At 47.1% G+C, this 12,020-nt stretch carries 12 protein-coding genes; 3 read left to right on the top strand and 9 right to left on the bottom strand.

Features of this window, described 5'->3' with window-relative positions; genetic code table 11:
• Nucleotides 1–83: 83 nt before the first annotated feature.
• From HMPREF3091_RS16595 to HMPREF3091_RS16615, 5 genes are read right to left on the bottom strand one after another with little or no spacing between them, the layout of a single operon-like run.
• The gene (locus HMPREF3091_RS16595; protein WP_070717221.1) at nt 84–677 is read right to left on the bottom strand and encodes an ATP-binding cassette domain-containing protein; all 594 of its coding nucleotides are present in this window, start codon (nt 675–677) and stop codon (nt 84–86) included.
• Nucleotides 677–1,483 carry an ATP-binding cassette domain-containing protein gene (locus HMPREF3091_RS16600; RefSeq protein WP_070717223.1) on the bottom strand — a complete coding sequence of 269 codons (807 nt, stop codon included), beginning with the start codon at nt 1,481–1,483 and terminating at the stop codon, nt 677–679. Before HMPREF3091_RS16600 ends, HMPREF3091_RS16595 begins: the two co-directional genes overlap by 1 nt.
• The gene (locus tag HMPREF3091_RS16605) at nt 1,477–2,289 is read right to left on the bottom strand and encodes an ABC transporter permease (protein ID WP_070717226.1); all 813 of its coding nucleotides are present in this window, start codon (nt 2,287–2,289) and stop codon (nt 1,477–1,479) included. The genes HMPREF3091_RS16600 and HMPREF3091_RS16605 overlap by 7 nt, the downstream gene beginning before the upstream one ends.
• A complete protein-coding gene (locus tag HMPREF3091_RS16610) occupies nt 2,289–3,239 on the bottom strand; it encodes an ABC transporter permease (RefSeq protein ID WP_035502301.1) in 951 nt (316 codons plus the stop codon). Before HMPREF3091_RS16610 ends, HMPREF3091_RS16605 begins: the two co-directional genes overlap by 1 nt.
• A gap of 59 nt (nt 3,240–3,298) precedes the next feature.
• Nucleotides 3,299–4,909, bottom strand: a complete 1,611-nt coding sequence (locus HMPREF3091_RS16615) for an ABC transporter substrate-binding protein (protein WP_371328693.1) — start codon at nt 4,907–4,909, stop codon at nt 3,299–3,301.
• Between the two features lie 273 nt (nt 4,910–5,182).
• Here HMPREF3091_RS16615 and HMPREF3091_RS16620 point away from each other — a divergent pair, with 273 nt between their 5' ends.
• Together HMPREF3091_RS16620 and mrdA are read left to right on the top strand one after the other, a co-directional pair.
• On the top strand, nt 5,183–5,572 hold the full coding sequence (locus HMPREF3091_RS16620) for a DUF805 domain-containing protein (protein ID WP_070717232.1): 390 nt from the start codon (nt 5,183–5,185) through the stop codon (nt 5,570–5,572).
• 221 nt (nt 5,573–5,793) lie between these two features.
• On the top strand, nt 5,794–7,707 hold the full coding sequence (gene mrdA, locus HMPREF3091_RS16625) for a penicillin-binding protein 2 (protein ID WP_070717236.1): 1,914 nt from the start codon (nt 5,794–5,796) through the stop codon (nt 7,705–7,707).
• A 132-nt stretch (nt 7,708–7,839) separates the two neighbouring features.
• Here the strand turns inward: mrdA and HMPREF3091_RS16630 are convergent, their stop codons facing one another.
• Nucleotides 7,840–8,088, bottom strand: coding sequence for a DUF1480 family protein (locus HMPREF3091_RS16630; protein WP_070717240.1), 249 nt, complete (start codon nt 8,086–8,088; stop codon nt 7,840–7,842).
• Nucleotides 8,089–8,402: 314 nt separating this feature from the next.
• On the opposite strand from HMPREF3091_RS16630, the gene HMPREF3091_RS16635 reads away from it, so the two are divergent.
• Entirely contained in the window at nt 8,403–9,461 is a 1,059-nt protein-coding gene (locus HMPREF3091_RS16635; RefSeq protein ID WP_070717243.1) for a methyl-accepting chemotaxis protein, read from the top strand.
• On the opposite strand, the gene HMPREF3091_RS16640 is transcribed toward HMPREF3091_RS16635, so the two are convergent.
• From HMPREF3091_RS16640 to ompC, 3 genes are all read right to left on the bottom strand, one after another.
• Complete coding sequence (locus HMPREF3091_RS16640; RefSeq protein WP_004089958.1) at nt 9,458–9,661, bottom strand: DUF1482 family protein; 204 nt, start codon at nt 9,659–9,661, stop codon at nt 9,458–9,460. The two genes, HMPREF3091_RS16635 and HMPREF3091_RS16640, sit on opposite strands and share 4 nt — an antisense overlap.
• 190 nt (nt 9,662–9,851) lie before the next feature.
• Nucleotides 9,852–10,037, bottom strand: a complete 186-nt coding sequence (locus tag HMPREF3091_RS22275) for a GhoT/OrtT family toxin (RefSeq protein WP_004089957.1) — start codon at nt 10,035–10,037, stop codon at nt 9,852–9,854.
• A gap of 442 nt (nt 10,038–10,479) precedes the next feature.
• Complete coding sequence (gene ompC, locus HMPREF3091_RS16645) at nt 10,480–11,628, bottom strand: porin OmpC (protein WP_008813423.1); 1,149 nt, start codon at nt 11,626–11,628, stop codon at nt 10,480–10,482.
• Nucleotides 11,629–12,020: the final 392 nt, after the last annotated feature.

The following is a 12,020-nucleotide window of genomic DNA, read 5'->3' on the forward strand; positions in this document are numbered from 1 at the left end:
GGCGGCTTACGCCGCTACGACCCCATCGGTGTGCTCCCCCTAAAATCGAGCTTAAGTGAACGGCTTAGCATTAAGCGGCCTTTTTACGCCTTAACTGTCACGATACGTGAACAGATCTGCTCTAGTAGTGCGGTTTGATGACTGAAAATAATCATGCTCAGTGGGCGCTGCTGCGACTCAATAATCAGTTGCTGCCAGATATCGCGTTGGATGTGAGGATCGAGTTGGGCGGTGACTTCATCCGCTATCAGCAGACGAGTACGAGGATCGAGAGCCCGTAGCAAAGCGATACGGGCTAATTCGCCGCCGGACAGTTGGTTTGGCTTACGTGCTAACCACTCGCGTTTGACATGAAAGCGTGCGAGTTGCATGTCGTCGGGCTGCCATGCGTCGTGTAATGCTTGTCCGGTGGTGCGGTAGAGATTGAAGGTGAGCTCTGGATGCTGGGGAACCAACTGAACGGGGCAATAGCCGTTTGGCGGCAAAGGCATACCATCTAACGTGATTTGGCCACTTGAACATGATTGCCAATTGGCTAACACGCGACCCAATGTCGTTTTCCCATAGCCACTGGGTGCGGAAATACCTATCCGTTCGCCAGTGGCTACGCTAAGGGAGAAATTATCCCATAGCGTTCGATGATCTTGCTCAATGGTGAGTTGAGACACGCAAAACATTACACGCCCCTCATCGGAAATGATGCGTCGTTGTGAGCAAACAGCGGGTGATATTCTGGCTGTGCCTGCCAGTGCCTACGAAGCGTAGGACTTCCGTTTCCGCTCTTTAAGTCATCAATCGAAATATCATCGCTGATCTGCCCATCATTGAGCGCGACGATGCGATCGGCGAAGCGAGAGGCTAATGACAGATCGTGTGTGACCCATAATACACCGGCACCCTGAGCACTGAGTTCTCGCAGCTGTTGCAGGAGCTGACAGGCCAAGGGCTCATCGAGCCAAGCAGTTATTTCGTCTGCCAGAATATATTGTGCGCCGCTCAGCGCGGCGTTACAGGCCAAAATTCGTTTTGCCATACCACCTGAGAGTTGGCGCGGGTATTTAAACAGAACGTCGGCCTGCAACTGATAATGTTTAATTTGCTGATCCAGCGCGAGAGCGCAGGTATGGCTGCCGCTCAGCTGTAGGCTACGGCTCAGTTGAGTGCCCACTTTTAACAGCGGATTCAGCGAACTCACACCTTGTGGCACATAGCAGAGTGTATTACCTCGTAGCTGCTGGCATTGCTGCTCATCTAGCGTTTTGCCTTCTAGCAGGATCTCTCCCTGCATACGTAAATTTTGTGGTAGAAGAGCCAGAGCGCTTTGTAACAGCAGGCTTTTGCCTTCGCCGCTGCCGCCCACGAGTGCCACAATTTCTCCACGGTGCAGCGTGAGGTTGATATCGCTAAGGATCGGCGACCAACGTTTGCGTCCAAACCAGCTATAGCGAGCACTTTCGATGGTGAGGTGTTTGAAACTCAGCATGATTGATTCCTTAGCCACAGCTGTTGGATTGCGCGGGCACATTGATCAAATAGTAAAACGATCAGCAACAGAATGAGCCCTGGAAACACGGCTAGCCACCAGCAGCCATTGCTGAGAAAACGCAGCGCATCGGCAAGCAAAATTCCCAATGAAGGCTCATGGGGCGCTAATCCGAACCCGAGGAAGCTCAGCGCCGCGCTGTGCAGCACGGCATGAGGAAACATGAGCAGCGTACCGACAAACCACTGGGGAGTCAGCGCGGGGAGATAATGTGCTCGCCAGCAGTGCCAGCGACTATTACCCAAGCGCTGCGCCAGTGTCATATAGTCACTGGTACGAATACGCTGCGCTTCTGCGCGTAAGATCAGCGCCAGCTTCGGCCAATGGGTCAATGCGACAGCCAATATGACGCCTTGCTTACCGCCGCCCACGGTGAAGCAGATTAAGATCAATAGCAGCAGATGAGGCAACGAGAGCAGCGTATCAATAATCAAGCGCAGCAGGTGATCGATAGAGGGATGAATTAAGGTAAGACTCGCTACCAGCATGGCAATAATACCGCTGAACAGTGCCGCACCGATGCCTATCTGCAAACTGGTCAAGGCTCCCTGAAAACAACGTAGCCACAGGTCACGTCCCAGATTATCGGTGCCGAACCAATGAGCGGCGCTGGGTGCTTGATACCGCGCTAGCAAGTCCAAGGGGATATCGGCTGAAAGTAGAGAGACGCCATACGCGGTTAATAGCGTGAGGAGCAAAGCGGAAAGCACAAAACGCAGCAGCGCTGGAGCGGGATTATTCAACATTATTTGTGCTCCAGAATGCGGTTCATTCTTGCGAGTAGCAGTGCAGCCAGCGTGTTGCCGCAAAACACCAATAGGGTGCTGAAGAGTACGATGCCCATCAGTAAGGGAATATCGCCGCGAAGTCCTGCGTCGATGGTAGCCTGTCCCAGTCCAGGATAAGCAAAGATTTTTTCGGCTAGCAGCGATCCACCGAGTAATTCTCCGACAGAGGCAAACTGCAGGCAGAGTGCCGGCGTGAGGGCATGACGTAGCACCTGCACGCGGAGCAATGACCAGCCGCCGTCACCCTGTGCCCGAGCATAGCGTACAAAGTCACTGCTCATCACCTCGGCGATTTTCTCGCGCGTGTGCAGCGCGATTTGCCCCAATCCCATCAGGCTCAGCGCTATCATGGGTAAAACCAAATGATGAATCCGCTCGCCGATGCTGGCTGCTTGGGCATCGCTGCCGGGTTCCCACGCGCAGCAAACCGGAAACCACTGCCAGTGCACAGCAAAAACCACTAACAACAGTAAACCGACCCAAAAGGTGGGCAGAGAAGATAATAGATAACTTAGGCGGCAAATGAACCTGTCTGGCCAGCGATGAAGATAGCGTCCAGCGGCAAATCCCATTAGCAAACCTAGTCCGCCTGATAACAGCCACGCACCGGCCAAAAGCGCAAAAGACGTGGCAAAGCGTTCGCCAATGACATCGGCAACAGGGGCGTTATATAGCATCGAATAGCCGAGATCGCCTTGCAGTACCTGTGAGAACCAGTGCCAAAACCTCAGCCATAAAGGCTGGTCCAAGCCCCAACGCGCAGCGATCAGCGGGTATTGCTGCGGCGGAACATGCAACAAATCGTTGCCGATATAGGCTCGGATGGGATCTATCGGTGAAAAACTGAGTAGCGTGAAAGTGCCCGCTGACACTAAGGTCAGCAGGCAAGCGAGCCTTAGCAGAGTCAATAGTACCCTGCGTAGCGTATGAGAAGAGCCCCGACTGAGGCTCGCTTTGACAAGGTGCTTTACTTGCACGTCCACTTCCAATCTTGCAGATTGTTCAATACTGACCAGCTACCATGAATTTCAGGCGCAGGTTTGCCTAAGTCGATACACGGGTTAGCAAGGTAGGTATGTTGTACATTGAGCAGCCAAGCCCATGCCGCATCGCCTTTAACGCCCGCGCCGGTTTTGCCGTCCCATTCTACCTGCTGCCAGAAAGGCACGGCTTTCTGCCATGTCGGTGCATCTAATGCCTGCTGTAGATGCGCATCAACGGCTTTATTGCTGTAGTAGCCCGGATTGTAGTATTCCACGCCCGCGGCTTTGCTGCTGTAATGATGATAGAGCTCCATGGGGTCTAAGCTACCCCAACCGAACAGGGTTGGATTGGCATGCATATTGCGTTCGACGGTTTCCCAACTACCGGATTGCAGATCCATCTTGATGCCGAGCGGTTCCAACATAGCGCGTATGGCCTGTGCAAGGTCGCGACGGGTGCTGTCGCCGCTGGTATACCACAGCGTCAATCTCGCTTCTAATCCGTCTTTGGCGCGCACACCGTCACTGCCCATTTTCCAACCGGCTTCATCTAAAATTTGTTTCGCTTTAGTCAGATCGCCATCTTTAAACGCCGCATCTTTGCTATCCCACGGGAGGCCTTGCACGGCGCTATAGGCGGGGATGGCATGGCCCTCCATCAGCTGATCGGCGAGCAGTTGGCGGTTAATGGCGTAGTTGATGGCGCGGCGAATGGCGACATCGGCAGTTACATTGTTGCCAATTGGATAACCATTGGCGTCTTTTTTTCCTGCTGGCGTCATCGGGAATACGATGCCGCGGTTCTCAACGCTGGGGCGAACCCAAAGCTTTAGGCCATTTTGCGGCGTGACGGATAATGAAGGCGGAATGCGCACTAAACCTAGCTGACCACTTTGGGCGGCAGCATAGGCGCTGTCTTCATCTAAGAAGACGAAGACAAGCTTGTTAAAGTCGTTTTTATGCCCAGCGTAGTAAGGATTAGCTTCCACAATCAACTGTTGCCCTGGCTGAAAACTCACTAAGCGGTAGGGGCCTGCGCCAATCGGTTTTTGTGCATAGGTTTTAGCATCATATTTTTCTGCTGAAACAATGCCCAACGAGCCTAATACGTTAACAAAAGTGCTTTGCGGCGCGGATAATACGATCTCTACGCGATGCTCATCTAATGCCTTTGCAGAGGCAAAGTTACCCATATCGATTTTTCCGCCGCCGCGAGCAGCTTGATTATAGGTAAAAGCAACGTCTTTAGCGGCCAGTGGCGAGCCGTCTGAAAATTTGAGTCCAGGTTTGAGGGTGATGGTCCAGATTTTACCATCTTCGCTGTTGGTGACTTTTTCGGTGAGTAGATTGTCCCAACTCAGGTCGGCTTTCTGTTTCAGTAATGGGCTGTGTAGCAGCAGATAGCTACCGTGGCTCCAGCCGAGTAAAGGATCAAAGCCTTCTGTCGGCTCTTCACCGATTGCCAGTTTGAGCGGGTGCTGAGGTGCTGGCGTGGTATCTGCCTGCGTATAAAGAGGTAACGTACTGAAGATCAGAGCGAGGGTATAGGGTAGCGCTTTTAAGTTGAGTGGCATATTGCTTCCTAGGTATCTCATTATTTTGTATGACTTAAAGCGGTGGGATTTATAACAGAGGAGGCGGGGCATAGACATGATTTGCATCAATCCCAGAAGGCAAAGTATGCACTTTTTCCTTTTTTTGCATACTTTACGGTTTTCTGGATAAATTATGTGCCAATTTTATGGACATACAGTGGATGAAACTATCGCAACGAGACATAATTAATTCTTATTAAACCTGCGTAACTATCACATGGCAGCAATCGCTGCAGCCAGATGAAGTTTCGGTGCTAGAAATAAGGACGAACGATGGATTGGTATTTAAAGGTTCTAAAAAACTATTTTAACTTTCGCGATCGCGCTAGACGTAGGGAATACTGGTGGTTTGTGCTAGTTAACGCCATTATTACCGTACTTCTTGGGTTTGTGCAGGATGCGCTGGGCTGGAGTAATGAAGAGGGCGAAGGTGCATTAACCATTATCTACGGTCTGTTAGTGCTTATCCCTTCGATTGCCGTCATGGTGCGCCGTTTGCATGATACCGACCGCAGCGGCTGGTGGGTGTTGATCGGTCTGGTTCCTATCGTTGGCTGGTTCGTCTTGATTATTTTTGCCGTATTCGATAGCCAGCCTGGCACCAACCGCTTTGGGCCAAACCCGAAGGATATTCAAGCGCCGACATCATCCATTATTAGCTGATGTAAAACGTAAACGGCCTAGCTTTAGGCCGTTTATACTTACCACGATGTCCATAATAGTTACACCTTGTCATACCCGTTGAAAATATTCACATCCTGAAACAATGATGACGAGTCATTAGCATCCATCTGGTTTCCCTAGCTTCTTAGAGTGTTTAGTCTTAGCGTCCCTTTTCCTGCTGAGTGAATATTACAGGTAGTACGCGTCCTGTAGACTAAGCCATGAGTCGTTTGCCTGAACTACTACGCGATCACAGCGCTGAAGCTACGCTGTTTGTCCGCCGTTCAATTATTGCTGCGGTGGTGGTCGTCCTACTATTCGGCGTTTTAGTATTCAACTTGTATCATTTGCAGGTTGAAGAGCATGAGCAGTATCAGACTCGCTCGAATGCTAATGATATTAAAACGTTGCCGATTGCCCCCGTTCGAGGGCTTATCTACGACCGCAATGGTATTCCTCTCGTCCAAAACCAAACGCTTTATCAAATCGAACTTATCCCAGGTAAAATTGCCGATCTCGATGCAACGCTCAAGGCATTAACTCCGATAGTGGATTTGACGCAGGACGATATCGATAACTTCCACCAGGCCATGAAGTCATCGAGGCGTTTTGCCGAAGTGCCTTTAAAAGAAGCCTTAACTGACGTTGAAGTGGCTCGTTTTTCGGTTAACGAATTCGAGTTTCCTGGTGTGTCTATCAGTAGCTATCAGCAGCGCAACTACCCTTATGGTGCAGAGCTCGCGCATGTGGTGGGCTACGTCTCAAAGATTAACGATCGTGATGCGAAGCGGTTAGATGATGCTGGCGAATCGGAAAATTATGCTGCCGATCATGATATTGGTAAGCAGGGCATCGAGCGTTTTTACGAGTCAGAACTACATGGAAAGACGGGGTCGCAAGAAGTCGAGGTCGACAGTCATGGGCGTATCGTGCGTGAACTGACAGAAATACCGCCTCAGGCGGGTAAAAATATTTATCTGACTACTGACCTGCATCTACAGCAATACATCGAGAAATTATTGAAAGGCCAACGTGCGGCGGTCGTGGTGATGGATCCGCGCGACGGTGGCATTTTAGCAATGGTTTCCAGCCCGAGCTACGATCCCAATCCGTTTGTTAATGGTATTTCTTACAAGTCTTATCAGGCATTGCTAGACAACCCAGACTTACCGCTGATAAACCGCGTCACGCAGGGCATTTATCCGCCGGCGTCTACCGTCAAACCTTTTATGGCGACGTCTGCGCTGTTGGCTGGCGTCATCACGCCACAGACGACATTCTTTGGTCAACCCACGTGGGTTCTGCCGGGTACGAATCGTCACTACCGTGACTGGCTAAAAACCGGCCACGGAATGCTGAATGTGACGAAGGCAATCGAAGAGTCGGCGGATACCTTTTTCTATCAGGTCGCCTATGAAATGGGGATTGACCGCATTCATTTCTGGTTGAGTAAATTTGGCTATGGGCAATATTCAGGCATTGACCTGATGGAGCAGGCTAAGGGCGTCTTACCCGATCGTGAGTGGAAGCTGAAGGTTCACAAAAAGGCGTGGTATCAAGGCGACACTATTTCTGTGGGGATTGGTCAAGGTTATTGGACGGCTACGCCGATTCAAATGGTAAAAGCCTTAAGTACGCTTATCAACAACGGCAATACGAAAACGCCGCACTTGATGTATTCCATGAAACAGGGAAATCATGTCGAGCGCTATCAGCAACAAGAGCATGTGCAGGTCGCCGACCCTAAATCTCCCGTCTGGGATATTGTAAAAAAAGGGATGTTTGGGATGGCGAATTACCCGAATGGTACAGGGTATAAATATTTCCATACGGCGCCTTATGAAATTGCCGCTAAATCAGGAACCTCTCAGGTGTTTGGTTTGAAACAGGATCAGGTTTATAACGCCAAGATGATCCCAGTAAAACTGCGCGATCATATTTTTTATACGGCATTCGCCCCTTATTCCAATCCTAAAGTAGCGATCGCGGTTATTCTCGAAAATGGGGGAGGAGATGGGGTATCGGCGGCTCCAACGACGCGAGCCATATTAGATTACATCTTCGCTCAAACTAAGCCCGAGGAGCCCCCAGTGCTACCCTCGCCGGATGCGGAGCAAGTTCAAGATGCGCATTAGTGACATATAAAATGGATGCCGTTTCCAATTATTTAGGTTTACAAGATATCCGAGAGATAAGGCCAGACAGGGTGTGATAACGCCTCAATCTGGCTTATCAAGCCGCATTGTTTGCCGTAATACCCTAAGTGATTAGGCAAAGCGCATAACCCACGCATCGCTTTGGCGATCGTAGTGGTTGCGATATAGCAGCGCATTTTTACCGTCGAGCACGGCAGGAACGGTTGTATGCTCGTCCCACCCATCAAGCTGCATACATAAATCGGTATTTGATTTACATGGAATGCTTAACGTGTGGCTGTTTAATTGGGTATCTGGCACTTTTGACAGCTCAGCGTCCTCAACTTCAAAAATCCCGATTCTGACTAACGATTTCCCCATTATTTCTCTCCTGTTTGATTTATGCACCTGCAGGCTGTCATCTAAGAGCCTGTTATTTAGCATAGAAGGGGATATTAAATTTTCCATAAATAAACGGAATTAGTTTCCATTTTTGTTTTTACTGTGTGCTTAACTCTTTATTTTTAATGTTCTTTTTAATTACATAAAAAACACAAAATTTTTACCAAACAACAATAACCCTAAACTTTGTACATCAACTGCCGATAACTTTATGCGTAGTGCATTCTGGTCAGTGAGGCTGTAGCCAAGGCCTTTACCTGATTGATATTTGGCGACCTGGAGATCTTCTGACGATGTACACACATTTAAAACGATGGATTGGGCGTAAATGGCACCGGACACTAGAGGTAAAATCGCCAGAATTGGCCTTGCCAACAGAATATGAAGAGAGTGAACAGATTGATGGAAAGGAAAATTCCTATGGCGATTGGCTGTGTGATAGCTTTCTTTCAGGGATGAGCGCTGTCGAGATTATCCGTGATTCCTTATTACATTCGAGTCAGAGCTTAATGCAGGAGTTGGTGACGGTTGATGAACTCAACCAAAAGAATGAACTGGCCAGTCAGGGAATGGGAAAGCTTTTTGAACTCGTTGGTCTTATTGAGCGCCATTCAGAGGAAGGTATTGGTTACATTGATGAATTAATTGCTGTGCTAAAAGGTATCAATGACAATATCGATGGCATCAACAAACTCTCTAAGCAGACCAACTTGCTGGCGATAAACTCGGCCATTGAAGCTGCTCATGTGGGCGGTAGCGGGGCTGGCTTTTCGGTTATAGCGAAAGAAATTAAACAGCTATCTTCGGAAATTCAAAGTCAGGCGGCAAATATTACCGATCTGACTCAGGATATAAACCAGCATGCCAAAAATGTCAGCGCTAGCGTGGGGGAGAACAGTCAGTCAACCCACGCGATTCGCATTGCGACAGAACAGGCGAGTCAGATGCTACAGCAGGTTATCGAGCTATCTGCTCACATGCAGAAAATTATCCGCTTTATTGCAACACAACAGTTTCTCAATACCGTTAAGCTCGATCATGTTATTTGGAAAGCCAAAGTTTATGAGATGATTTTGCATTGTGATATGACTTCGGGCGTCAATAGCCATACTGAGTGTCGATTGGGAAAATGGTACTACGGCGACGCGGGTAGTGGTTTTTCACACTTTAATGGCTTTATCCAATTGGAAGCACCGCATGCGGAGGTTCATCGTTCAGGCCGTGAAGCGCTGGAGGCTTTTAGAATGGGTGATAACGATACGCTAAAGAAAAGCTTAGCAATAATGGAACAGGCAAGCACCCAAGTGATTAAGCGAATTGATGAGTTGTTGACTCAGATTGGGGATAACTAAAATACGCGATGGAAGTCGGCTGCGCGAGTTGCAGGTTGCCAAAAATCGTCAAGCACGTTTTCAAGTGGCAGACAGCCACCCCGATGGATGCGTTGCACCTTCAACTCTCGCACGCACTGTTCCTCAGTATCAAAACCACCAAGATATAGATTTTCGCAAGAACCATTGAGATAGCAGACCATCATGACGAGCGCGTACATAACCAAACCTTAATGAGTGCAGTGATATTAATATAACCTGTGCCGTCTGTATTTTACTTAAAGAAATTTTAATTTCTCTGTGTAATGATTATTCTAAGACTAATCTGAGTAGGGCATTTGATAAATTAATTGAAACGATTCACCCACGGCTTTACATCAACTTCTTGCTGTTCAAAAATGCATGTGAAAATCACATAAATGCCCAGAATAGTAAAACAATAGGAAAACTCATCGGCCATGTTAATCCAATAAGAATAGCGGTGAAGATCCTGATTTTTATCGAAGGGTCTGCGCAAGCCTTGAAAGTGAGTAGTGCGGAGATGACTGAGCCGATCAAATACACCGTCTTAACAAAGGCCCATGCTGCTGGATACATCTAATAATTACCTTGGTTTTTATCGTTTGTTAAAAAATGAAAAATCTTTTACGTCACTGATGACACGAGAAAGATGTTATTCGATAGAATTTATGTGCGGTAGTGTAACAAATCGTGAATGAAAAAACATCGGATTCTCAAATGAAGTCGCGCGGCCAAAAATGACAACTGTTCATATATATATACATGGGTGATAACCAAGCTAATGATGAGCTATAAAAAATAATATGCAAATTAGGCAAGATGCTCTCTTGAATAAGTATGCAGAAATAGAGCTAAAATCTATTCTTTTGGTTGTTCCGATGAGCGGCTATTGGGGAAGGGGGATTAATATCCATTGGATGACGAAGTATAGTTTCATAGATATAAAAAAGCCCGGGTTTCCGGGCTAAGATTTCTTGTCTTAAATGATTATAATTATGGGTTTTCCCTAAGTGCTCGATTAGAATTGATAAACAATACCAAGTGCAACGGTATCATCGGTATCAATGCCTGCTGATTTAGTAAAATCATTGTCGTCTAGCATGTTAATCTTATAATCGACATATGCAGACATATTTTTATTGAAGTAGTAGGTGGTGCCGAGGTCGATAAAGTTGACGAGTTTCTGATCGCCATAATCACGTGATGCACCGCCAGTACCAAGATCTTTGCCTTCCACGTAGTTCCAACCGACGAAAGGTTGTAAACCAAAATCAAAGGTATAACCCGTGTACATTTCTACGCCTATTGCTTTGTTAGCATAACCATATGCCTCGTTATGATCGTTTGAATTACCAAAACGAATAGCATTATAGGATTGCGTGTAGTTTGCTGCGGCATAATAGCCACTGTTTTCATATTTAAGGCCGAAAGTATAGGCCTCTGCTTTGTCACCATTCCCCATAATGTTGTTATAGCGACCACCTTTTCCGCCGCTATTCTGATCGTTGGTACGGTCAGATTGGAAATAAGCGCCACCTAGACTGAAGCCATACCCAAGCTCATAGGAAAGGGACATACCATACCCATCCCCATTTTGGCCTAACACATCACGACCGCTTTGGTCTTCGGTTTGATCATCATTTTTACCCTGATATTGTAAGCCAAAGTTTAAGCCATCGACCAATCCAAAGAAGTCACGGTTATGATAGGTTAATACCCCTCCAGCGCGTTGGAACATAAAGTTATCAGCACCAACGGTACTGCCGTCGAACTCTGGCTGTAAGTCAGTCCACGACATAATGTCGTAAATAATCCCTGAGTTTCGCCCATAATCTAAGGAACCATAGTCCCCAAACTTCAGCCCCGCAAAACCAAAACGGCTAAAGTTTTTATTATCTTCGCCTTCAGTATGGTTTAGGTTAGCTTGATACTCCCACATGCCATAGCCGGTAAGCATATCGGTGATTTGTGTTTCTCCACTAAATCCACCACGAACATAAGAATGATCGCCGTCTGAATTATCGTTATCAGAAAGGTAATGTAGACCGTCGATTTTAAAATGTAAGTCTAATTTATTGCCGTCTTGATTGTATATTTCAGCAGCTTGAGACGAATTTGCCAACGCCATTAATGCTGGGATTACCACTGCGAGTACTCTGTGCTTCATTTTTATTTTCCTTAATAAGTCTTGTTGCGGCCACTTTTTTCTTTTAAGTGTTTGACGATATTTTTCAATATTAATGAAACTAAAATCGCTAAACCGTGTCGATATTGTCGCTTTTGCAATTACAGTAAAAGCGCAAAAAATGCTGAAGATAAATAAATATTAAAGTATTGATGTCTGTCACTTTATAATTATTTTACGTAAGCGTCACTGTATTGAACTATAACGATAATCATCTACATCAGAAGCACATTTTGTTAATTCGTTTTTAGGTTTGAGATATATTGTCTTAACGCCACTGCATGCCAATGCAGATTACGTGGATTCAAAGTGATTAACTCAATTTAGTTAATCACTATCCATTAATTTATATTTTATTGCCGGGCTGTCTTCTC

It is taken from the genome of Hafnia sp. HMSC23F03, assembly GCF_001816025.1.
Taxonomy (GTDB): Bacteria; Pseudomonadota; Gammaproteobacteria; order Enterobacterales; family Enterobacteriaceae; genus Hafnia; species Hafnia paralvei.

Coding starts and splice junctions, on each gene's coding strand:
- HMPREF3091_RS16595 (WP_070717221.1), bottom strand. CDS start 677: ATGTTTTGCGTGTCTCAACTCACCATTGAGCAAGATCATCGAACGCTA.
- HMPREF3091_RS16635 (WP_070717243.1), top strand. CDS start 8,403: ATGTACACACATTTAAAACGATGGATTGGGCGTAAATGGCACCGGACA.
- HMPREF3091_RS16620 (WP_070717232.1), top strand. CDS start 5,183: ATGGATTGGTATTTAAAGGTTCTAAAAAACTATTTTAACTTTCGCGAT.
- HMPREF3091_RS16640 (WP_004089958.1), bottom strand. CDS start 9,661: ATGTACGCGCTCGTCATGATGGTCTGCTATCTCAATGGTTCTTGCGAA.
- HMPREF3091_RS22275 (WP_004089957.1), bottom strand. CDS start 10,037: ATGTATCCAGCAGCATGGGCCTTTGTTAAGACGGTGTATTTGATCGGC.
- ompC (WP_008813423.1), bottom strand. CDS start 11,628: ATGAAGCACAGAGTACTCGCAGTGGTAATCCCAGCATTAATGGCGTTG.
- HMPREF3091_RS16630 (WP_070717240.1), bottom strand. CDS start 8,088: ATGGGGAAATCGTTAGTCAGAATCGGGATTTTTGAAGTTGAGGACGCT.
- HMPREF3091_RS16605 (WP_070717226.1), bottom strand. CDS start 2,289: ATGTTGAATAATCCCGCTCCAGCGCTGCTGCGTTTTGTGCTTTCCGCT.
- mrdA (WP_070717236.1), top strand. CDS start 5,794: ATGAGTCGTTTGCCTGAACTACTACGCGATCACAGCGCTGAAGCTACG.
- HMPREF3091_RS16615 (WP_371328693.1), bottom strand. CDS start 4,909: ATGAGATACCTAGGAAGCAATATGCCACTCAACTTAAAAGCGCTACCC.
- HMPREF3091_RS16600 (WP_070717223.1), bottom strand. CDS start 1,483: ATGCTGAGTTTCAAACACCTCACCATCGAAAGTGCTCGCTATAGCTGG.